The 22,330-nt window shown below is 70.4% G+C and carries 19 protein-coding genes; 11 read left to right on the top strand and 8 right to left on the bottom strand.

Going from position 1 to position 22,330, the window contains the following annotated elements:
* Positions 1-88: 88 nt before the first annotated feature.
* The 5 genes from MHY20_RS07680 (at position 89) to MHY20_RS07700 (ending at position 6,097) form a co-directional block, all read left to right on the top strand.
* A complete protein-coding gene (locus MHY20_RS07680) occupies positions 89-1,660 on the top strand; it encodes an ABC transporter ATP-binding protein (protein ID WP_239376017.1) in 1,572 nt (523 codons plus the stop codon).
* On the top strand, positions 1,657-2,859 hold the full coding sequence (locus tag MHY20_RS07685) for an ABC transporter permease (protein WP_239376019.1): 1,203 nt from the start codon (positions 1,657-1,659) through the stop codon (positions 2,857-2,859). Before MHY20_RS07680 ends, MHY20_RS07685 begins: the two co-directional genes overlap by 4 nt.
* A 1-nt stretch (position 2,860) precedes the next feature.
* Complete coding sequence (locus MHY20_RS07690) at positions 2,861-4,219, top strand: ABC transporter permease (RefSeq protein ID WP_239376021.1); 1,359 nt, start codon at positions 2,861-2,863, stop codon at positions 4,217-4,219.
* A 79-nt stretch (positions 4,220-4,298) separates the two neighbouring features.
* Complete coding sequence (locus MHY20_RS07695; protein WP_239376023.1) at positions 4,299-4,811, top strand: cytidine deaminase; 513 nt, start codon at positions 4,299-4,301, stop codon at positions 4,809-4,811.
* Entirely contained in the window at positions 4,808-6,097 is a 1,290-nt protein-coding gene (locus tag MHY20_RS07700) for a thymidine phosphorylase (protein ID WP_239376025.1), read from the top strand. Before MHY20_RS07695 ends, MHY20_RS07700 begins: the two co-directional genes overlap by 4 nt.
* 21 nt (positions 6,098-6,118) lie before the next feature.
* On the opposite strand, the gene MHY20_RS07705 is transcribed toward MHY20_RS07700, so the two are convergent.
* Entirely contained in the window at positions 6,119-7,216 is a 1,098-nt protein-coding gene (locus tag MHY20_RS07705; protein ID WP_239376027.1) for an NUDIX domain-containing protein, read from the bottom strand.
* Between the two features lie 36 nt (positions 7,217-7,252).
* Here MHY20_RS07705 and deoC point away from each other — a divergent pair, with 36 nt between their 5' ends.
* Positions 7,253-8,014, top strand: a complete 762-nt coding sequence (gene deoC / locus MHY20_RS07710; RefSeq protein WP_239376029.1) for a deoxyribose-phosphate aldolase — start codon at positions 7,253-7,255, stop codon at positions 8,012-8,014.
* Here deoC and MHY20_RS07715 read toward each other — a convergent pair.
* The 7 genes from MHY20_RS07715 to MHY20_RS07745 all read right to left on the bottom strand — a co-directional run bounded on the left by MHY20_RS07715 (position 8,008) and on the right by MHY20_RS07745 (position 16,949).
* On the bottom strand, positions 8,008-9,738 hold the full coding sequence (locus MHY20_RS07715; RefSeq protein ID WP_239376031.1) for a phospho-sugar mutase: 1,731 nt from the start codon (positions 9,736-9,738) through the stop codon (positions 8,008-8,010). The genes deoC and MHY20_RS07715 overlap by 7 nt on opposite strands.
* The gene (locus MHY20_RS07720) at positions 9,735-10,589 is read right to left on the bottom strand and encodes a purine-nucleoside phosphorylase (protein ID WP_183373608.1); all 855 of its coding nucleotides are present in this window, start codon (positions 10,587-10,589) and stop codon (positions 9,735-9,737) included. The genes MHY20_RS07715 and MHY20_RS07720 overlap by 4 nt, the downstream gene beginning before the upstream one ends.
* 61 nt (positions 10,590-10,650) lie before the next feature.
* On the bottom strand, positions 10,651-12,429 hold the full coding sequence (locus tag MHY20_RS07725) for a biotin carboxylase N-terminal domain-containing protein (protein ID WP_239376033.1): 1,779 nt from the start codon (positions 12,427-12,429) through the stop codon (positions 10,651-10,653).
* Positions 12,430-12,602: 173 nt separating this feature from the next.
* Positions 12,603-13,304 (bottom strand): Maf family protein, encoded by a 702-nt coding sequence (locus tag MHY20_RS07730; protein WP_239376034.1) that lies wholly within the window; start codon positions 13,302-13,304, stop codon positions 12,603-12,605.
* Positions 13,301-15,025: a DUF885 domain-containing protein gene (locus MHY20_RS07735; RefSeq protein ID WP_239376035.1), complete on the bottom strand. Its 1,725-nt coding sequence runs from the start codon at positions 15,023-15,025 to the stop codon at positions 13,301-13,303. Before MHY20_RS07735 ends, MHY20_RS07730 begins: the two co-directional genes overlap by 4 nt.
* Before the next feature lie 26 nt (positions 15,026-15,051).
* Complete coding sequence (locus MHY20_RS07740; protein WP_183373612.1) at positions 15,052-15,342, bottom strand: hypothetical protein; 291 nt, start codon at positions 15,340-15,342, stop codon at positions 15,052-15,054.
* Positions 15,339-16,949, bottom strand: coding sequence for an acyl-CoA carboxylase subunit beta (locus MHY20_RS07745; RefSeq protein WP_239376036.1), 1,611 nt, complete (start codon positions 16,947-16,949; stop codon positions 15,339-15,341). Before MHY20_RS07745 ends, MHY20_RS07740 begins: the two co-directional genes overlap by 4 nt.
* Before the next feature lie 121 nt (positions 16,950-17,070).
* Between MHY20_RS07745 and MHY20_RS07750 the strand changes: the two genes are divergently transcribed.
* The 5 genes from MHY20_RS07750 to MHY20_RS07770 all read left to right on the top strand — a co-directional run bounded on the left by MHY20_RS07750 (position 17,071) and on the right by MHY20_RS07770 (position 22,294).
* On the top strand, positions 17,071-17,844 hold the full coding sequence (locus MHY20_RS07750; RefSeq protein ID WP_239376037.1) for a biotin--[acetyl-CoA-carboxylase] ligase: 774 nt from the start codon (positions 17,071-17,073) through the stop codon (positions 17,842-17,844).
* The gene (locus MHY20_RS07755; RefSeq protein WP_239376038.1) at positions 17,841-18,953 is read left to right on the top strand and encodes an adenylate/guanylate cyclase domain-containing protein; all 1,113 of its coding nucleotides are present in this window, start codon (positions 17,841-17,843) and stop codon (positions 18,951-18,953) included. The genes MHY20_RS07750 and MHY20_RS07755 overlap by 4 nt, the downstream gene beginning before the upstream one ends.
* Positions 18,954-19,026: 73 nt before the next feature.
* Positions 19,027-19,722 carry a response regulator transcription factor gene (locus MHY20_RS07760; protein WP_183373616.1) on the top strand — a complete coding sequence of 232 codons (696 nt, stop codon included), beginning with the start codon at positions 19,027-19,029 and terminating at the stop codon, positions 19,720-19,722.
* Between the two features lie 3 nt (positions 19,723-19,725).
* Positions 19,726-21,114: an ATP-binding protein gene (locus tag MHY20_RS07765; protein ID WP_239376039.1), complete on the top strand. Its 1,389-nt coding sequence runs from the start codon at positions 19,726-19,728 to the stop codon at positions 21,112-21,114.
* A gap of 28 nt (positions 21,115-21,142) precedes the next feature.
* Positions 21,143-22,294: a 5-(carboxyamino)imidazole ribonucleotide synthase gene (locus MHY20_RS07770; protein WP_239376041.1), complete on the top strand. Its 1,152-nt coding sequence runs from the start codon at positions 21,143-21,145 to the stop codon at positions 22,292-22,294.
* The last annotated feature ends 36 nt before the right edge of the window (positions 22,295-22,330 follow it).

The following is a 22,330-nucleotide window of genomic DNA, read 5'->3' on the forward strand; positions in this document are numbered from 1 at the left end:
CTGATCATCACCATCACCGGCCGACGGGTTCTTCGGGACCCGTCGGCCTTCTGACCGCCGACGACGGCCGCGCAAGGAGCAGGAGACCGTGAAACTCGAACTGCAGGGCATCACGAAGCGTTTCGGTTCGTTCACCGCCAACGACAGCATCGACCTGGTGGTCGAACCCGGGGAGATCCACTCCCTGCTCGGCGAGAACGGCGCCGGAAAATCCACCCTGATGAACGTTCTGTACGGGCTGTACCAGCCCGACGGCGGCCGCATCCTGCTCGACGGGAAGCCCGTCAGCTTCAGCGGCCCCGGCGACGCCATGGCCGCCGGCATCGGCATGGTCCACCAGCACTTCATGCTGGTGCCCGTGTTCACCGTCGCGGAGAACGTCGCACTGGGCCACGAACCCACGAAGGGCCCCATGCTGGACATGGCGGCCGCCCGCGCGAAGGTGCGGGAGATCTCCGAACGGTTCGGCTTCGACATCAACCCCGACTCCGTGGTCGAGGACCTCCCCGTCGGTGCGCAGCAGCGCGTGGAGATCATCAAAGCGCTGTCCCGCCGCGCCGAGGTCCTCGTGCTCGATGAGCCCACCGCGGTGCTCACCCCGCAGGAGACCGACGAGCTCATGCAGATCATGAAGCAGCTGCGGGACGAGGGCACCTCCATCGTGTTCATCACCCACAAGCTGCGCGAAGTGCGCGCCGTCGCCGACCGCATCACCGTGATCCGCCGCGGCAGGATCGTCGACACCGCCGACCCGTCCGCGGAGCAGTCCGAACTGGCGAACCTGATGGTGGGCCGCAGTGTCGCCCTGCAGTTCGACAAGGAGGAGGCGCCGACGGGGGAGACCGCCGTCAGCGTGCGCGACCTCACCGTGGTGGACGATGCCGGGCTGCGCACCGTCGACAACGTCTCCTTCGACGTCCGCGAAGGGGAGATCCTCGGCATCGCCGGAGTGCAGGGCAACGGCCAGACCGAGCTCACCGAAGCGATCATGGGCCTGCAGAAGAACGTGTGGGGCTCCATCCGCCTCGGCAGCACCGAACTGGTGGGCCGCTCCACCAAGCAGGTGCTGGACGCCGGGGTCGGGTTCGTCCCCGAGGACCGCACGCACGACGCCCTCGTCAGCTCCTTCAGCGTCGCCGAGAACCTCGTGCTCGACCAGCACGACCGCCGCCCCTTCGGCTCCGCCCTCTCCCTGCGGCTGCCGCGCATCCGCAAGCACGCCCAGGAGCAGGTCGAGGAGTTCGACATCCGCACCTCCGGCACGGACTCACCCGTCGGCTCCCTGTCCGGCGGCAACCAGCAGAAGGTCGTGATGTCGCGCGCGCTCAGCCGCGACCTCTCCCTGTTCATCGCCGCCCAGCCCACCCGCGGCGTGGACGTCGGCTCCATCGAGTTCCTGCACCGCCGCATCATCGCGGCCCGCAGCGAAGGAACCCCCGTCATCATCGTCTCCACGGAGCTCGACGAGATCAGCCAGTTGTCCGACCGCATCGCGGTGATGTACCGCGGCCGCATCCTCGGCATCGTGCCCGGAGACGAATCCCGCGAAGTGCTCGGCCTGATGATGGCCGGCTACACCGCTGAAGCGGCCCGCGCCGAAGTCGCCTCCGGCAGCACCCTCGCCAACGAAGAACTCGCCGCCGAAGGAGACATCGCGTGAGCGCCCCCACTGCTGAGAACGAGAACACCCCCACGCTCGCCGCCCGCATCGGGCGCAGCGAGATCCCCGTGGTGATCATGGCGTTCGTGTTCGCGTTCCTGATCAGCGCCGTGCTGATCCTCATCTCCAACGAGGACGTCCGCCAGTCCGCCACGTACCTGTTCGCCCGCCCCTCCGACTTCTTCCGCGCCTCGTGGGACGCCATCGTCTCCGCGTACGACGCGCTCTTCCGCGGCGCCGTGTACGACTACAGGGCGAGGACCTCCACCCAGGCGTGGAACCGCCTCATCGAAACCCTCACGGTCGCGACCCCGCTGATCATCGCCGCGCTCGGCATGGCGGTCGGCTTCCGCGCCGGCCTGTTCAACATCGGCGGCACCGGCCAGCTGATCGTCGGCTCCGCAGCCGCCGCCTGGGTGGGCTTCGGCCTGTCCCTGCCCCCGGTGATCCACCTGATCGCGGCGCTGGCCGCCGGCATCGCCGCCGGTGGGCTCTGGGGCGGCATCGCCGGCTTCCTCAAGGCCCGCTTCGACGCCAACGAAGTGATCACCACGATCATGCTGAACTGGATCGCGGTGAACCTGCTCGCCTGGCTCCTCACCACGGCCGCGTTCCGCGCACCCAACGTGCTCACCCCGCAGTCCCCGCAGGTGAAGGCCACCGCGATGCTGCCGCGCCTGCTCGGCGACCAGTTCCGCCTCCACCTCGGCTTCGTCATCATGCTGCTGGCGGCCCTGTTCCTGTGGTGGCTGATGTCCCGCTCCACCCTCGGCTTCCGCTTCCGCGCGGTCGGCGAGAACCCCCGCGCCGCACAGGTCGCCGGCATCAGCGTGGGCACCTCCAGCTTCCTCGTGATGCTGATCGCCGGTGGCCTCGTCGGCCTCGGCGGCGCCGTCAACGTGCTCGGCACCGAACACTCCCTCAACGACGGCATCGCCGGCAGCATCGGCTTCGACGCCATCACCGTGGCCCTGCTGGGCCGCTCCGGACCCGTCGGCATCATCCTGGCGGGCATCCTCTTCGCCGGGCTGTCCACCGGCGGCCGCTACATGGAGGGCCAGGGCGTGCCCATCGACCTCGTCGCCGTCATCCAGGCGCTCGTGGTGCTGTTCATCGCAGCCCCGCCGCTGGTGCGCCGCATGTCCGGCCTGAACCTGCTGACCCGTCCCCGCCGCACCGCGGCCGCCAAGGAGGCCTGAGATGAACTCGACCGCAGTCAGCCGCGCCCCCATCACCACCGGGGACTCCGAGGTCCGCCTCACCGAAGCCAAGGGCCGCCTGCCCGGCTGGTGGAAGATGCCGGCCGCCCTCACCTTCTTCGCCCTGGTGTCCCTGCTGGTGTTCGGCATCGGCGGAGTCCGCGGCCAGGACTCCCACTTCACCATCGCGCACGACTCCATGTTCACCTCCATGGGCATCCCCACGGAGATCACGGTGCCGTCGGTGCCCACCGCGATCGTGCTGTCGATGGTGCTGCTGGCCCTCGCCGGCTTCGCCTGGTTCATGCAGGCCACCAACCGCACCTGGCCGCGCTTCGCGAAGCCCGCGCTGCTGGTCGGCTTCGGTGTGCTGTTCGCCGTCGCGTTCCTCGTGTGGACCGTCGCAGCCCAGTCCCTGAACATCGAGTTCCTGCTGAAGGCCACCCTCGGACTCGCCGTGCCGCTGGTGTTCGGCGCCCTGTCCGGTGTGCTGTCCGAACGCGCCGGCGTCATCAACATCGCGATCGAGGGCCAGCTGCTGTTCGGTGCCTTCGGCGCCGCCGTGGTCGGCTCCATGACGGGCAGCCCCTGGATCGGCATGCTCGCCGCCCCGCTCGTCGCGCTCGTGATGGGTGCACTGCTGGCACTGTTCGCAGTCGGATACCACGTGCAGCAGATCATCGTCGGCGTGGTGCTGAACGTGCTGGCGGTCGGCCTGACCAGCTTCTTCTACGGGGCGGTGCTGAAGCCGCAGGCCGAGCGGTACAACGTGCCGCTGCGCCTGCCCGAGCTGCGGATCCCCGTGCTGGCGGACATCCCCCTGATCGGCCCGATGCTGTTCAGCCAGAACATCCTCGTGTACCTCATGTGGGTCATCGTCGCAGTCTGCACCGTCGCCCTTTTCCGCACCCGGTGGGGGCTGCGGGTCCGCAGCGTCGGTGAGCATCCGCAGGCGGCGGACACCGTCGGCATCAACGTGGCCCGCACCCGCTGGTCGAACGTGCTGCTCGGCTCCGCGATCGCCGGTCTCGGCGGTGCCACTCTCACGGTCGGCACCAATGTGGCGTTCACGCAGGAGATCTCCGCCGGCAAGGGATACATTGCGCTCGCGGCGATGATCCTGGGCCGCTACCACCCGGTGGGCGCGGCGATGGCGGCGCTGTTCTTCGCGTTCGCGACCGCCCTGCAGCAGAACCTCGGCATCCTCTCCTCCTCGCCGCTGCCGGCGGGCGTGGAGAAGTTCACGGTGCCCTCGGAGTTCCTGAACATGCTCCCGTACATCGTGACGCTGCTGGCCGTGGCCGGCTTCGTGGGCCGCGTGCGCGTACCCGCCGCCGACGGCAAGCCCTACATCAAGTGACCGCCACCCGGTCATCGTGACCGCTCGAGCGGGCGCCGGCACCCTCAGCGCCCGCACCGCTGCCGAACGGAGTCAAGGCATGGACACCCCCACCCCGGCGGGACCGACGGAACCGACGGAGACGACAGGGCCGACGGCGCAGACCGCAGGGTTCGACGCCCTGCTGGATTCCGCTCGCGACGTCGCTCAGCGCGCCTACGCCCCCTACTCGGGCTTCAGGGTGGGCGCGGCGGGGCTCGCCGACGACGGGCGCACCGTCACCGGATGCAACGTGGAGAACGCCGGCTACGGCGTGACGCTCTGCGCGGAATGCGGACTGGTCTCCGAGCTCATCGCCGGTGGCGGCGGGAAGCTGGAGAAGTTCGTGTGCGTCAACGGCGATGGGGCGGTCATCATGCCGTGCGGCCGCTGCCGCCAGCTGCTCGCCGAGCATGCGTCGCCGCAGTTCCGGATCCTCACCCCGCTGGGGGAGCGCACCCTCGATGCGGTGCTGCCGCAGGCGTTCGGCCCCGCCGACCTCGACGACCCCGCCGCCGCCGACCCTGCTGGCCCCGCCGCCGCGGAGCGCCGCACCGAAGGAGACCCCTCATGACCGAACAGTTCGACGCCGTCGACATCATCCGCGCCAAGCGCTTCGGCGGAACCCTCACCCCCGAGCAGATCGCCTGGACCATCGACGCCTATGCCCGCGGCCACATGGCCGATTCGCAGATGGCGTCGCTGGCGATGGCGATCTGCCTGCAGGGGATGGACCGTGCTGAGATCGCCCACTGGACCCGCGCCATGATCGACTCGGGCGAGACCATGAGCTTCGAGGGCCTCGGCGCCCCCACCACGGACAAGCACTCCACCGGCGGCGTGGGCGACAAGATCACGCTGCCTCTCGCGCCCCTGGTCGCCAGCTTCGGCGCCGCCGTGCCGCAGCTGTCCGGCCGCGGCCTCGGCCACACCGGCGGCACACTCGACAAGCTCGAATCCATTCCCGGCTGGCGCGCCGACCTCACCAACGAGGAGTTCTTCGCTCAGCTGCGCGAGGTCGGTGCCGTGATCTGCGCCGCCGGTTCCGGGCTCGCCCCCGCCGACAAGCGCCTGTACGCGCTGCGGGACGTCACCGGCACCGTCGACTCGATCCCGCTGATCGCCTCCTCGATCATGTCGAAGAAGATCGCGGAGGGCACCGCCGCCCTCACCCTCGATGTGAAGACCGGTGCCGGTGCGTTCATGCGTGATGAGGCGGACGCGCGCGAGCTCGCCCGCACCATGGTGGACCTCGGCACGGACGCCGGCGTGCGGACCGTGGCGCTGCTGACGGACATGTCCGCCCCGCTCGGCCTCACCGCCGGCAACGCCATCGAGGTGGAGGAGAGCCTGGAGGTGCTGCAGGGCGGCGGCCCCGCCGACGTGGTGGAGCTGACCGTTGCGCTCGCCCGCGAGATGCTCGCCGCCGCCGGAAAGAGCGACGTCGATGTGGAGGCTGCGCTGCAGGACGGCCGCGCGATGGACACGTGGCGCGCCATGATCACCGCCCAGGGCGGGGACGTGGACGCCCCGCTGCCGCAGGCGGCGGAGTTCACCGATGTGGTGGCGGAGGCCGACGGGGTCATCACCGATATCGACTCGCTGAAGGTGGGGGTGGCGGCGTGGCGCCTCGGCGCGGGTCGCTCCACCCCGGGCGCCCCGGTGCAGCACGAGGCCGGTGTGCGGCTGATGCGCACCCTCGGTCAGCGGGTGACGAAGGGCGAGGTCATCGCCCGGATGCAGACGAACACGCCGGAGAAGTTCAGCCGCGCCGAGGAAGCGATTGCGGGCGCCTTCATGATCGATGCGGGGGCCGAGGAGTTCCCGCTGCCCAGCCGCATCCTCGACCGCATCGCCTGAGGGCGGGAACCGGCCGGCGAGTCAGCGCAGGCGCTCGCGCAGGGCAGGGAGGATGAACTCCCGCATCAGCGGGGCGATCGGGACGTCGTCCGACGGGTTCTCGATGTCGATCCAGCGGGCCTCTTCGAGCTCCGCGCGGATGGCCATGTCCGTAGGGTTGTGCACCTGCGGAGCGAGGAACACCGTCCCCTCCAGGGCATGCCCCGCTTCGTTGGCCGCCATGGTGCGGTGCGAGCCCAGTTCCACCAGCTGGTGCGGGGCGAGCGAGATGTTCAGTTCCTCCTTCACTTCCCGCACCGCTGCCTGCACAGCGGTCTCACCCGGCTCCGGTTTGCCGCCGGGCTGCATGAAGCGGTCCGTGCCCTTCTTGCGGACGCTGAAGAGGCGCCACTGACCGTTCGGCACACCGGGCCCCGGGGGAGTGAAGTGCGTGAAGCACACCGCGGACACGGTGATCACCGGCGGCTCGGCCACCTGCTCGGTCCGGCCCGCGTGCTCCGTCTGAGCGTCGGCGGCGGTCATCAGCGCCCGCACCCGGGCGAGCGCGTCCCGAAAGCCGAGGGGCCGCAGCCCCTTGCTCGCCCAGGTCGTCACATCGGTCTTCTGGGACCGGGCGAGGCCGACGGCGCGGCGCATGATCGTCGGCAGCGGTTTGCGGCGCTCCCGCACGTCGCGCGCCACCCGCAGGCCCGTCACGAGGGCGGTGGGGCGGTCGAGGACGATCCCGTCGGCCAGCAGACCGAGCCTCTGCAGCGGCTCCACGAGTTCCGCGGCGAAGACGCCCTCGGCCAGCACGATCGGGAAGCCGGCGGCGCGGATGGTCTGCGTGCCGGTGCGGGCACTGCGGGGAATGGAGTAGGTGGGGATCCGGACCGAGTCCTCGTGGCAGAGCGCGATCAGTGCCTGGAGGGCGTCGTCGCCCTTCCAGGAGGCGGGGTGGTCCCAGTCCACGATGCCGAAGCGCTGCGGCAGGCCCGGCTCGTCGCCGTCGCGGTAGAAGTCGTCCAGCTGGACCAGGGGGATGCCGGCGAGGGCGCCGAGGCGGCCCTTGCCGCTGCCGGAGGGTCCCGCGAGCAGGACGATGCGGCGGACCGCGGCGGCTGGGGGCTCAGTGTTCACGATGCACCAGTGTAGGCGCGTGCGAGAATGACGCGTATGAACGACAACGTGACAACCACCGCCCCTGACGCCTCCGCCCTCACGCCGAGCGAACTCGCCCAGCTGATCGATCACACCCTGCTGAAGCCCGAGTCCAGCCCGGCCGACGCCGCCGCCCTCGCCCGTGAAGCCGAACAGCTCGGCACCTACTCGATCTGCGTGTCCCCGTCGATGCTGCCGATCGACACCACCGTGCACGTGGCGACCGTGTGCGGCTTCCCGTCGGGCCAGCACGCCCCCGAGGTCAAGGCCGCCGAGGCGAAGCTCGCCGTCGACAACGGCGCTGACGAAGTCGACATGGTGATCAACGTGGGCCGGGCCGCCGCCGGCGATGCCGACTTCACCGAAGCGGAGATCCGCGCCGTCCGCGACGCGATCCCCGGCGCCGTCCTCAAGGTCATCATCGAATCGGCGGCGCTGAGCGATGAGCAGATCGTCGCCTCCTGCCGGGCCGCGAAGAACGCCGGCGCCGACTTCGTGAAGACCTCCACTGGGTTCCACCCCGCCGGCGGCGCCAGCGGTCACGCGGTGCGTCTGATGCGCGACACCGTCGGCGAGGACCTCGGTGTGAAGGCCTCCGGCGGGATCCGCACCCTCGCTGCGGCGCGCGAGATGATCGCCGCCGGCGCGAACCGTCTGGGCCTGTCCGGCTCCGCCGCCATCCTCGAGGAGGCGGCCGGCGGTCAGCAGGCCGGCGGCGCCGGCCTCGGTGGTGAGACCGAGAGCCTCACTGAGGAGTCGCAGGCGAACGGCTACTGAACCCCGAGCACCTGGCGGATCTCGCGCGCCAGCGCCGTCAGCGTCCGCTGAGCGCGCTGGTGGGCGCCGGTGAGGTCCTCGAAGGAGGCATCGGGGGCGACGTCCTCCACAGCCTCCAGGTAGCACTTCAGCTTCGGCTCCGTCCCGGAGGGCCGCACGATGATGCGGGAGCGGTCCTCCGCGAGCAGCACCACGGCATCCGTCGGCGGCAGGCCCGCGGGCACACCGCCGCCCGCTTCGCCGGGGTCGGTGCCGCCGGCGAGGTCCGTCACCGTCACCGGGCAGCCGTTCAGCTGCGCGGGCGGATTCTGCCGCAGCCGCGCCATCATCGCCCCCAGCTCATCGAGATCCGTCACCCGCAGCGACACCTGCGACGTGGCGAACAGCCCGCAGTGGCGGGCCAGGGCATCGAGCACACCGATCAGGGAGGACCCGTCGGCCTTCACCTCGGCGGCCAGCTCCGCGATGGCGAGCGCCGCTGAGATGCCGTCCTTGTCGCGCACCACGTCCGGCAGCACGCAGTAGCCGATCGCCTCTTCGTACCCGAAGGTGAGGTCCTCGGTGCGGGCGATCCACTTGAACCCGGTCAGGGTCTGCGCTGACTTCACCTCCGCGCCGTCGGCGATGGCGGCGAGCAGGCGGGAGGACACGATCGAGTTGGCGTAGACGCTGCTCTCGGTGGTGCGGCGCAGCAGTGCGAAGCCGAGCAGGGCACCGAGCTCATCACCGGTCAGCATCCGCCAGTCGCCGAGCCGCGGGTCCGGGACCGCCACAGCGCACCGGTCAGCGTCCGGGTCGTTCGCGATCACGAGGTCGGCGCCCACGCGGCGCGCCTGCTCGAGCGCGAGGTCGATCGCGCCGGGCTCCTCCGGGTTCGGGAACTCCACGGTGGGGAAGTCCGGGTCGGGGTCCGCCTGCGCCCCCACGGCATGCACGGTCAGGAACCCGGCCTGGGACAGCGCGGTCATCACCGTGTCGTGGCCGACCCCGTGCATGGAGGTGTGCACGATGCTGACATCGCGGGGTCCGCCCGGGGTGAGGACCTGCTGGATCGCCTGCACGTACTCGCCCTGCACATCGCCGCCGAGCGTGGTCCAGCCGGATTCGGCGACAGGGATCGATGAGACGGATTCGACTGCGGCGATCTGCGCGGCGATCTCCGCATCGACCGGCGGCACGATCTGCACCCCGCGGCCCTCTGCGCTGGTGGCGCGGCCGCCGAGGTACACCTTGTAGCCGTTGTCCGCGGCGGGGTTGTGGGAGGCGGTGACCTGGATGCCGGCGTCCGCATCGAGCGCGCGGACCGCGTAGGCGGTGATGGGGGTGGGCCAGGCGGCGGGCATCAGCATCGTCTGGTGTCCGGCGGCGGTGAGGATGGCGGCGCTGCGGCGCGCGAACTCCTCGGAGTGGCAGCGGGCATCGAAGCCGATCACCACGCGGGCATCGCCGACCCTCTCGCGCAGCCATGCTCCGATGCCGGCGGCGGCGAGGGACACGACGGAGTCGTTCATGCGGTTCGGGCCGGGTCCCATGGCGCCGCGCAGGCCCGCGGTGCCGAACTGCAGCATCCCTGCGAACGCGTCCTGCAGCTTGGCAGCGGCGGCCGCGTCTCCGTTCTCGGCTGTGTCGATCAGGGACTGCAGGGATTCCCGGGTGGCGGGGTTGGGGTCGTCGGCGAGCCAGGTGCGGGCGCGCTCCAGCAGGGCGGGGTCGGGGGTGCTCATGCGGTGCGCTCCTCAGTGGTGGGGCCGGCTTCGGCGATGCCGACGGTGATCTTCGACAGCAGGTCCGCGAGCCGCGGTGCCGCGGCCCGGCCCGCCTCGATGACCTCCTGGTGGGACAGGGGCTCCGGGGAGATGCCGGCGGCGAGGTTCGTCACGAGCGACATGCCGAGCACCTCCATGCCGGCCTCTCGGGCCGCGATGGTCTCCAGCACCGTGGACATCCCCACGAGGTCAGCGCCGACCACCCCGGCCATGCGCACCTCGGCGGGCGTCTCGTAGGTGGGGCCGTGGAACTGCATGTACACGCCCTCCGGCAGGGACGGGTCGATGCGGTGAGCGAGGCTCCGCAGGCGCTGCGAGTACGCCTCGGTCTGGTCGAGGAACGTCGCTCCCACCAGCGGGGTGGCGCCGGAGAAGTTGATGTGGTCGCGGATCAGGACGGCGGTGCCGGGCCGCCAGTCGCGGTTGAGACCGCCGCAGCCGTTGGTGAGGATCGCGGTGCGGGCGCCGAGGGCGGCGGCGGTGCGCACGCCGTGCACCACGGCCGGCACGCCCCTGCCCTCGTACAGGTGGGTGCGGGCGCCGAGGACGAGGGCGATCGCGTCGGTGCCGGTGACGCGGATGGCGCGGAGCATCCCGGTGTGGCCGTCCACGGCGGGGCGGGAGAACCCGGGGATGGAGTGCGCAGGCGCGGACCACACTTCGTCACCGATGAGGTCGGCGGCACCGGACCAGCCGGATCCGAGGGTGAGGGACAGGTCGATGCGCTCCAAGCCGGAGGCGGAGCGGATGGCGGCTGCGGCCGCGTCGGCATCGCGGTACGGCTGGGCGGTGTCGTGCGTGTTCGTCATGCCCCGATCGTACCGGGGAGCAGCCGGGATCCGCCGGGGCCGACGGGCCCTCCGAGATCGATCAGTCGTCGAGTTCGCAGAGGACAGCGCCGGCGGAGACGGTCGCGCCGATCTCCGCGTCGAGGTTCTTCACCACGCCGCTGCGGTGGGCGAGGATCGGCTGCTCCATCTTCATCGCCTCGAGCACCACGAGCAGGTCGCCGTCGGCCACGGACTGTCCCTCTTCGGCGACCACCTTGACGATGGTGCCCTGCATGGGGGCGGTGACGGCGTTGCCGGAGGCGGCAGCCGGGCCGGTCTGGCCGCGCTGGGTGCGGCGGCGGCGCTGGGCCGACGGGGTCCGCGGCGCCCGCAGCGAAGCCGGGAGCGACACTTCGACGCGGCGGCCGTCGACCTCCACGACCACGTTCTCACGGCCCTCGTCCTCTTCGCCCGGCACGGGCAGGGGAGCGGGCGTGACCTCGCCGGTCCATTCGGTCTCGATCCAGCGGGTGTGGACGCGGAACGGCTCGTCGTCCTTCTGCGGGGCGAAGTCCGGATCGTCCACCACGAGGCGGTGGAACGGCATCACGGTGGGCAGACCGTCGATGCGGAACTCGTCCAGCGCGCGGCGGGAGCGCTCGAGCGCCTCCCGGCGGGTGGCGCCGGTGACGATGAGCTTGGCGAGCATGGAGTCGAAGTGGCCGGAGATCTCATCACCGGCGCGGACACCGGAGTCCACGCGGACGCCCGGGCCGCTGGGAGCTTCGAACACCTTGATGGGGCCGGGGGAGGGGAGGAATCCGCGGCCGGCGTCCTCACCGTTGATGCGGAACTCGAAGGAGTGGCCGCGGCTGACCGGGGTCTCTTCGCTGATCCTCTCACCAGCGGCGATGCGGAACTGCTCGCGCACCAGGTCCACGCCGGTGATCTCTTCGGTGACGGGGTGCTCCACCTGCAGGCGGGTGTTCACTTCGAGGAAGGAGATGGTGCCGTCCTTGCCCACGAGGAACTCGCAGGTGCCGGCGCCCACGTAGTCGGCTTCGCGCAGGATCGCGCGGGAGGCCTCCATCAGCTGGGTGTTCTGGTCGTCGGTGAGGAACGGTGCGGGCGCTTCCTCCACGAGCTTCTGGTGGCGGCGCTGAAGGGAGCAGTCACGGGTGGAGACGACCTGCACGTTGCCGTGGGAGTCCGCGAGGCACTGCGTCTCCACGTGGCGGGGGGAGTCGAGGAACCGCTCCACGAAGCATTCGCCGCGGCCGAACGCGGAGACCGCTTCACGGACGGCGGAGTCGTACAGTTCGCGCACTTCGGCGAGTTCGCGGGCGACCTTCAGGCCGCGGCCGCCGCCGCCGAACGCTGCTTTGATCGCAATGGGGAGGCCTTCGCGCTTCGCGAACTCGAGGACCTCATCGGACCCCTTGACGGGGTCCTTCGTGCCGGCGACGAGCGGGGCGCCGGCGCGCTGGGCGATGTGGCGGGCGCTGACCTTGTCGCCGAGCTGTTCGATGGCGCGCGGCGGTGGGCCGATCCACACCAGGCCGGCGTCCATCACGGCCTGCGCGAAGTCGGCCTGTTCGGAGAGGAATCCGTAGCCGGGGTGGATGGCGTCGGCGCCGGAGCGCTGGGCGATGTCCAGCAGCTTGTCCACCACGAGGTACGACTGGGCGGCGGTGGTGCCGCCCAGGGCGTACGCCTCGTCGGCCACCTTCGTGTGCAGGGCGCTGCGATCGCTGTCGGAGTAGACGGCGATGGAGCGCAGCCCGGCGTCACGGCAGGCCCGAGCGATCCGCACGGCGATTTCGCCGCGGTTGGCGATGAGGACCGTGGAGAACGGGCGGTAGGCGGAGGGACGGGACATTCGCGATTCCTTCGGAGAAACGGGTCAGTGGGCCGTGAACGGGGCACGGGCGGGGCCAGTCGGACAGCAAGCATATCCGGTGGGCCGCGCGCCGTGCGCCTTCAGGTTCATCGGTGAGCGGGCCCTGGTCAGGTGGGGAGACCCCCACCTGACCTGCGCACCTCAGTGACCTGTCAGCAGCCTTCGGGGTCGGTCCACAGGTCGCTGACCAGAAGGTCCAGCTCCGCGAGCAGGCCACGCAGCGCCGGTATCGACAGACCGATCACCGCGGTGTGGTCACCGGTGATCGAGTCGATGAACGCGGACCCGCGGCCGTCGATGGTGAAGCCGCCGGCCACGCCGAGCGGCTCCCCGGTGGCGACGTACGCGTCGATCTCCTCATCGCTGAGGTCCGCGAACGAGACCTCGGTGGAGACGGTCGTGCCGATGGTGGCGCCGGTGCCGCCGTCCGCCGGGTCGCGGTCGTCGACGATCCAGTGGCCGGTGTGCAGCACCGCGGACTTCCCCCGCACCTGCCGCCAGCGCTCCACGGCGCGCCCGGCTTCCAGGGGTTTGCCCATGACTTCGCCGTCGAACTCCAGCATGGAGTCGCAGCCGAGGACCACATAGCCGCCGTCGGAGGCGTCCAGGCCCGCTTCGGCCTTCGCCCGCGCCAGCACGAGGACCTGCTCCGCGGCGGGGAGGTCCCCGTCGGCCGCCTCAACAGCGCGGGCGAGAACAGCGCCCTCGTCGAGGTCCACGGGGCGGGCACTGAACGCGATGCCGGCGCGGCTGAGCAGTTCATGGCGGCCGGCGGATGCGGAGGCGAGCAGCAGCAGCGGCTCGAACTCCTCGCCGCCGGCGGGGCCGACGGATTCGGGGCGTGCGGTGGTCATCGCATCTCCTTCACAGCGTCTTCGAGGATCGACAGCGGCAGCGCACCCAGCGCGAGGGTGCGGTCATGGAACTGGCGGGACGGCAGCGGCGACTCGGCGCGCAGACGTTCCCAGACCCGCTGGCCCACCTTGTAGGACGGCGCCTGGCCCGGCCAGCCGAGGTAGCGGTGCAGCTCGAACCGGCGGTGCTCCTCACCGAGGCCCCAGAACTCGGTCATGAACTCCCACGCCTTCTCGTAGGTCCACTCGCCGCCGCCGAACTCCTCCGGCACCGGGCGGCCGGTGTGGAGGCCGATGTCGAGGACCACGCGACCGGCGCGCATCCGCTGCTCGCTGAGCATGCCGAGCCGCTCCGCATCCTCCGCGAGGAAGCCGAGCTCATCCATCAGGCGCTCCGCGTACAGGGCCCAGCCCTCTCCGTAGCCGGAGATCCAGCACATGAGGGCACGCCACCGGTTGAGGCGGCCCAGTCCCGCCTGCATGGTCTGCGTGCCGAGCTGCAGGTGATGGCCCGGAACGCCCTCGTGGTAGACGGTCGTGGTCTCCTTCCACGTGTGGAAGGCGGTGACGCCCTCGGGCACGTCCCACCACATGCGGCCCGGGCGGGAGGTGAGGTCCTCGCTCGGCGGCGTGTAGTAGATGCCGCCGGAGCCGGTCGTGGCGATCATGCACTCCAGGGTGTGCAGCTGCTCGGGTATGTCGAAGTGCTCATCGGCGAGGGCGGCCACCGCCGCATCGGACTTCTCCTGCATCCACGCCTTCAGGTTGTCCGAGCCGTGCACCAGCCATGCCTCGTCCTCGTTGAGGCTGGCGTAGGCGGCGTCCACATCGTCGCCGCCACCGTTGCCGTAGTGCTCGTTGATGCGCGCGGCGATCTGCCGCTGCTCCTCGAGGATGCCGAGCAGCTCCCGCACACCCCACCGGTAGGTGTCCTCCAGGTCGATCTCGGCGCCGATGTAGGCGCGCGAGTGCAGGCGGTAGGCGTCCTCGCCGACCGCGTCGGCCTCGGGGGCCGACGGGTGCAGCTCATCGAGCACGTCCGCGAGCTGCGCGTATGCTCCGCGCGCCTGGTCGGCGGCGTCCCGCAGGCCCGCCGCCAGCTGCTCATCACTGCTGGGGGCCTGGGTGATCAGCTGCGCGAAGAACCCGTCGGCCGCCGCAAAGCCGCGGGCCTCCTCGGCGCCGATCCGCAACTGGCGCTGAGCGGAGAGCACGCCCTTGTCGGCGGCGAAGCGCAGCGACTCGGCGAAACCCTCCAGTGCGGCGGGGATCTTCGTGAGGCGCTCGCGGATCACGTCCCAGTTCCCGACTGCCTCAGCATCGGTGTCGCCGGTGGTGGGCATCTGATCGAACACGGCGCGCAGGCCCTGAATGGGGGAGGTGATGTTGTTGACCTGTGAGTGCGGGATCAGCTTCTCGTGCATCTCCAGGTCGAGACCGAGGCGTTCGCGCATCGCGGCGAGCGTGAGGCGGTCGTTCTGGGAGAGCTCTTCGCCGGCGTCGCGGGCAGCGGCTTCGGCGTCGTCGAGGTCGGCGAGGGTGGTGCGGGCGAGATCCGCTTCGGCATCGAGGCCGGCGGGGGAGAGGTCCGGCATGTCGCGGTCATGACCGGGCACGCCGAGGCCGCTCGCGAGCAGTGGGTTCAGGGCGGTGGCCTTCTCCACGTAGGAATCGGCGATGCGGTCGATGGCGGACGGGGTCGAGGGGATGGTGTGAGTCATGACACCGATCCTATCGGCGCACGTGCTCAGCGGTGGTTGAACCGCCAGGCCATCGGCCCGCGCTCACCGCGCAGAGCATGGCCCCCGCGCACCCGGTGCACCGGGGAGGACCAGCCCGTACCGCGGTCACCGGAGCGCGACTCCAGCTCCCGCTGGTGCGCTTCCTCGCGCGCCACCACGCTCAGCGCGGAGACAGCCACGGCGATCGCTGCGAGCTCATCGTTGGAGAGCTGACCGCTCACGAGCTTCACCGCGGTCGATGCCGCGGGCGACACCTCCACCTGCCCCTGCGGGGCGCCGGACTCGGGCGTGCTCACAGCGGAATGTTCCCGTGCTTCTTCGTCGGGAGCATGTCCCGCTTCGTGCGCAGCAGGCGCAGCGCATGCGCGATCTCGAGGCGGGAGTCCCGGGGCGCGATGACGCCGTCGATCCAGCCGCGCTCCGCCGCCAGGTACGGGGTCGCGAACCGCTCTTCGAACTCACCCTGCAGCTTCGCGCGCTCCGCCTCCACATCGCCGCCGTCCTCCGCGACGCTCTTGAGCGTGCGGCGGTGCAGGATGTTCACCGCACCCTGCGCGCCCATCACCGCGATCTGCGCGGTGGGCCACGCCAGGTTGATATCGGCGCCCAGGTCCTTGGAGCCCATCACGATGTACGCACCGCCGTAGGCCTTGCGGGTGACCAGGGTGATCAGCGGAACCGTCGCTTCGGCGTAGGCGTACAGCAGCTTCGCGCCGCGGCGGATGATGCCGTTCCACTCCTGATCCGTGCCCGGAAGGAAGCCCGGGGTGTCCACGAACGTGAGCACCGGGATGTTGAAGGCGTCGCAGGTGCGGACGAACCGCGCGGCCTTCTCGGAGGCGTCGATGTCGAGGGTGCCGGCGAAGTGGGACGGCTGGTTCGCCACGATGCCCACGCTCTGGCCCTCCACGCGGCCGTAGCCGATGACCACGTTCTGCGCGTAGTTCGGCTGCACTTCGAGGAAGTCACCATCGTCCAGCACGGTGCGGATCACGGTGAGCATGTCGTACGGCTGGTTCGGGGAATCCGGCACCAGCGAATCCAGCGCCTCGTCCTCCTGCGTGGTCTCCGTCGGCGTGTCCAGCGGGAACACCGGCGGATCGCTGAGGGTGTTCTGCGGCAGGTACGACAGAATGTCCTTGACGTACTCGATGGCGTCATCCTCATCGGGCGCCATGTAGTGCGCCACGCCGGACTTCGACGTGTGGGTGCGGGCCCCGCCGAGGTCCTCGAAGCCGACGTCCTCACCGGTGACGGTCTTGATGACGTCCGGGCCGGTGATGAACATGTGGCTGGTCTTCTCCACCATCACGATGAAGTCCGTCAGCGCCGGGGAGTACACGGCACCACCCGCCGCGGGGCCCATGATCAGCGAGATCTGCGGGATCACGCCGGAGGCGCGGGTGTTGTTGCGCATGATGCCGGCGAAGGCGGCCAGGGACGCCACCCCTTCCTGGATGCGGGCACCGCCGCCGTCGAGGATGCCGATCAGCGGTACTCCGGTGCGCAGAGCGAGGTCCTGCACCTTCATGATCTTGCGGCCGTGCGCCTCACCGAGGGACCCGCCGAACACGGTGAAGTCCTGGGAGTACACGCAGACCTGGCGGCCGTCGATGGTGCCGTAGCCGGTGACGATGCCGTCGCCGTCGGGGCGCTTGCTGTCCAGGCCGAACGCGGTGGACTGGTGGCGGACGAATCGATCGGTCTCCACGAACGAACCGTCGTCCAGGAGGTCGGTGATGCGCTCGCGAGCGGTCTTCTTGCCGCGGGCGTGCTGCTTCTCCACGGCGGTCCGGCCGGCGGCGGTGACGGCGGTGTCGTACCGCTCCTGCAGATCCGCGATCCGCTCAGCCGTTGTGATGGCTCGGGGCTCCTGGGGGTTCGTCGGAGACGCGTCGTTCACTCTCACTCCTTGGTGCGCGGCCGGAACTGCAAGGATCCTACGCTACCCGCCTCCGCACTGTGATGCGCTACTCTCTCCGGGTGCCTTCCCCAGCCGACCAGCAGAAAGGGGCCACGCGACCGTGGACGCGACCAGCCTGACCTTCGTCCCCTGGGCGAGCTCCACCAACGATCTGGTCGGCGAGGACGCGTTCGCCTCCCGCCGCACACCGTTCGCCGTCGCCACCTTCGATCAGCGCTCCGGCCGGGGCCGACAGGGACGCACCTGGCAGAACCGCCCCGGTGACTCCCTCGCCCTCACCTATGTGCTGCGCCCCAGGATCGATCGGGACCAGTGGGGCTGGCTGTCGCTGGCGATGGCGCTCGCGGTGCAGGACGCTCTGGAGGACAGCGTCGGCGCGGCCGTCGAGCTCAAATGGCCGAACGATGTGCTCGATGCCGACGGGCGCAAGCTCGCCGGAATCCTCGCGGCCGTGGACGGTGAGCGGGTCGCCGTGGGGGTCGGAGTGAACCTGCGCGGCGGAATCGACGCGGACGACCCGCTCCTCGCGAATGCCGGCACCGTTGAGGCGGTGATCGGCCGCAGTCTCGATGACGGGGAGCGGGAGCAGATCGCTCGCGCGATCTGCGCTGCCATGGACCACTGGGTCCAGTGTCTGGAGACTCGGACGGGTGCTGATGAGATGACCTCGATCTATCGTGAGAGATGTGTCACGATCTCACGAGCGGTGCACATGGTCGATCAGACCGGCTCCGCCACCATCCGCGGCACCGCCGAGACCGTCGACTCCGTCGGCCGACTCGTCATCCGCGCGGTCGACGGGACCCGCACGTCCGTCACCGCCGGGGACGTCCACCTGGTGCCGGATACGAACGAGAGGAGCGTTGGTGTATGAGCTCTGCCGAGCCCAGTGACGGTGCTGTCCCCACCGTCACCGCGGAGATGAGCATTCCGCAGCAGCTCAACCGGCGCTTCGCACGCGTCCGCCAGAGCGTCGGCGCTCTCGAACGGGTCCTCCTGCAGGGGCCGCGCACCCACTCCGCCCGCGAACTGCAGTCGCTCCACGGTCTGCCCGAATCCCTGGTTGCGAAGTACTGGCGCGGTATGGGCTTCGGCGGCATCGACCATGACACCGCCGTGTTCACCGACGAGGACGCCGAAGCGATCGGTGAGCTCATCCGCCTCGTCACCGACGGCGAGATCGACGAGGACACGTTCGTCAACTTCGCCCGCGGCTTCGGCTTCCACACCGGCCGCCTCGCCATGTGGCTCACCGAAGCGCTCGTGGACGAGGCGAAGGCCGGAGGCAAGGTCTCCGACTCTCAGGCCCGCATGCTCATGCTGGAGCGCGCCCCGGAGTTCCTCGGCGTGTTCGAGCGCCAGGTCGTCTACGCCTTCCGTCGGCAGATGGCCTCCTACACGGCCCGCGCCGGATCGGAGATCCTCCGCAGCGTCGGCGAGTCCTGGTCCGACGAGGCGCTTCCGCTGCCGCGCGCCGTCGCCTTCGCCGACCTCGTCCAATTCACCCGGCTTGCCCAGTCGATCGACGGGTTCGAGCTCGCCGACGTCATCAAGCAGTTCGAGGGTCTGTGCCGCGACATCATCTCCGAGGGCGGCGGCCGCGTGGTCAAGACCGTGGGCGACGAGATGATGTTCCTCGCCGACACGCCCGAGGACGGCGTCCGCATCGCCCTGTCCATCACCGAAGCCGTCGCCGCCAGTCCCATCCTGCCGGCGGTGCGCGTGGGGCTGGCCTGGGGCAACATGTTCTCCCGCTACGGTGACGTGTTCGGGCCGCGTGTGAACCTCGCCGCCCGCCTCGAAGGCATCGCCGAACCCGGCGCTGTGGTGGTGGATCTGGAGACCGCCGAGACGGTGGACCGCGCCTTCCCGGGCGGGTTCAGCCGCGCCGAGGAATGGACCGTGGAGCTACAAGGCATCGGTCTGACCCCGGTGGTGCGCCTCGAGCGAGCCGCCGCGTCCCGCATCGTCATCAACCGCTGAGCGGCCTGGAAGCACCCGGTCTCCGCATCGATCGCCCGGCGCTGTCAGCACCGGGCCGTTAGGATCAGGAACTGTGACTCGCCTACTTCTCGTCGAGGATGACTCGGCCATTGCAGAACCGCTGTCCCGCGCCCTGGACCGTGAGGGCTACTCCGTCATGCGCGCATCGCGCGGCATGGATGCCCTGGCGGCGGCCGCGCAGGAGGACCCGATCGACTTCGTGATCCTCGATCTCGGCCTGCCCGACATCGACGGGCTTGAGGTTGCGCGCCGCCTCCGCAAGGGCGGCGTCACCGCCCCGATCCTGATCCTCACCGCCCGCGCCGATGAGGTCGACGCGGTGGTGGGCCTGGACGCCGGCGCCGATGACTACGTCACCAAGCCGTTCCGCCTCGGTGAGCTGCAGGCCCGCATCCGTGCCCTGCTGCGCCGCACCCAGGCCGTGGAGGAGCAGTCCGACGCGTTCTCCGTCAACGGCGTGGAGCTCGACGCCTCCGCCCGCCGCGCGTACGTGGGCGGTGAGGAGCTCACCCTCAGCGCCAAGGAGTTCGACCTGCTTGCGGTGCTCATCCGCGAAGCGGGCTCCGTGGTGACCCGTGACGACCTCATGCGAGAGGTGTGGGGTGCCGAATGGTGGGGCTCCACCAAGACCCTCGACATGCACATCTCCTGGCTACGCCGCAAGCTCGGCGACGACGCCACGAACCCGACCCGCATCACCACTGTGCGCGGAGTCGGCTTCCGCTTCGAGAACCCCGCCGAGAGCTGATTCATGCAGCGCAGGGTCCTGCAGGCCACCCTTGTCTCCGTGCTCCTGGTGGTTCTGCTCCTCGGCATTCCCCTCGGCACAGCCTGGCTGACCCTGGTGCAGAACAACCTCAGCAACTCGGGGCGCACCCTGCTGCAGTCCGTGGTCACCGCCACCGACGGTCGCCTCAACAACGGGCAGCGCATCGATGAGCCGATGCTGGAGCAGTACGTCAACCAGACCGCGGACCTCAACGTCCACATCTCCGTGACGCACGACGGCCGCACCGTGCAGGCCGGACAGCCGCCCGGGGAGAACCCCGTTGTGGTCTCCGCGGCCGGTTCCAATCGGCAGGTCGTGACGATCTCGATTCCGCAGTCGGATGTGCGCGCCCACACCGGTGGGGCGGTGGTGCTGATCGTGCTGACGGCGCTGAGTGCGATCGCGATCGCCATCTCCGTGGCGCTGTGGCAGGCGCAGAGGCTGTCGGCGCCCCTGACCAAGCTGACGCGCCGAGCCGCTGAGCTGGGCTCGGGCCGCGCCCGCACCCAGTGGCAGGAGTCCGGGATCGCGGAGATCGACATGGTGGCCGTGGAGCTCACGAAGTCCGGTATTGCGCTCACCGAACGGCTGGAGGCGGAGAGTGCGCTCGCCTCGGACGCCTCCCACCAGCTGCGCACACCGCTGACGGCGCTGTCGATGCGCCTGGACGAGATCCTCGCAACCTCCTCGGAGGAATGGGTGAGGGACGAGGCGCGCGTCTCCCTGGAACAGGTGGACCGCCTCACGAACGTGGTCAACGACCTCATCAACAAGCCGCGCTCCTCCCAGCGCCGCACCCCGGGCGTTGTGGAGCTGCGCAACGTGCTCACCCAGCAGAGCGAAGAGTGGAAGCACGCGTTCCGTCAGGCCGGCCGAGAGCTGCGCATCCACGTGCCGAAGTCCGCAGCGGTGTGGGCGTCCGACGGGCCCCTCACGCAGGTGGTCGCCACCCTGATCGAGAACTCCCTCATGCACGGCGGCGGCACCACGAGCCTGAAGGTGCGCGCGAACTCCCACTCCACGGTGATCGAGGTGGCGGACCAGGGAGAGGGTGTGGACCCGACGGTCGGCACGCGCATCTTCGAGCGGTCCGTGCAGGGCCCGAAGTCCACCGGCACCGGTGTGGGCCTTGCGCTCGCCCGCACGCTGGTGGAGGACGACGGCGGCCGGCTGGAGCTGCTGCAGGAGCAGCCGGCGGTGTTCGGCGTCTTCCTCATCACCGCGCCGGGGGAGGCCGGCGACGGTGATGTGGTCCTCGGGGAGTCGACCCTCACGTCCCGCGCAAGCGCGAACGACGCCGATGGGTTCTCCCAGGGCCGGGTGATGAGCCGCCGGGAGCGGCGGGCGCAGCAGGCGCAGTCCCAGCGCTGAGCGGTCCTCGCCTAGAATGGTCGCCGTGATGACTGATTCTGCGCCCTCCACCGTTCGCACCATCGGCGTTGTGGGAGGCGGGCAGCTCGCCCGCATGATGATCCCCGCCGCCATCGAACTCGGTCTGGACATCGCCGTCCTCGCCGGCAGCGACACGGTGTCCGCCGCACAGGTTGCTCACCGAGTGGAGATCGGCAGCCACGAGGACGCCGATGCAGTTGCGGCCTTCGCTGCGAGCGTCGATGCCGTCACCTTCGACCACGAGCACGTTCCCCAGGACATCCTCCGCGCCCTGGAGGCCGACGGGATCGCTGTGCGCCCCGGGGCCGACGCCCTCATCCACGCACAGGACAAATTGGTGATGCGCGAGCGCCTCACCGAGCTCGGCCACCCCTGCCCCCAGTGGTGGCGCATCGCCAGCCGCGCCGACCTCGAGCAGGCGCTGGAGGAGGCCGGCGGCCGCATCGTGGTGAAGACCGCCCGCGGCGGCTATGACGGCCACGGCGTCGCCGTCATCTCCTCGGCCGATGAGTTCGCCGACTGGCTGGAGCGCGGTGATGACCTCCTCGCCGAGCAGCTGGTGCCGTTCACTCGGGAACTGTCCGCGCAGGTGGCGCGCCGCCCCGGGGGACAGGTCGCCGCCTATCCGGTGGTGGAGAGCGAACAGAAGGACGGCGTGTGCTTCCGAGTCGCCGCCCCCGCTCCCGGACTGTCCGCTGAACGCGATGCCGAGATCCGCGGTCTCGCTGAGCGCATCGCCGAGGACCTCGGCGTGGTGGGCATGCTCGCCGTGGAGCTGTTCGAACTGGCCGACGGCACCGTTCTCGTCAACGAGCTGGCCATGCGGCCGCACAACACGGGTCACTGGTCGATGGACGGCTGTGTCACCTCCCAGTTCGAGCAGCATCTGCGCGCTGTTGCCGATCTGCCGCTGGGCTCCACGGAGCCGCTGCGTCCCGCGGCTGTGATGGTGAACCTGCTGGGCGGCACCCGCGAGGACCTCGTGGACGGCGGTCGGATCGCGGTCGAGCAGGACCCGTCGGCCACCATCCACCTGTACGGCAAGGGCGTGCGTCCCGGCCGCAAGGTGGGGCACGTGAACCTGACCGGCGAGGACATGGACGAGGTGACCGCTCGGGGGATCCGCGCCGCCGCCACCATCGTCGACGCTGACGACTGACCCGCCCCGCCGGCCGGCCCGCGCCGTCGGCTGACC

Origin of the sequence: Helcobacillus sp. ACRRO, from assembly GCF_022347125.1 — a bacterium.
Taxonomy (GTDB): Bacteria; Actinomycetota; Actinomycetes; order Actinomycetales; family Dermabacteraceae; genus Helcobacillus; species Helcobacillus massiliensis.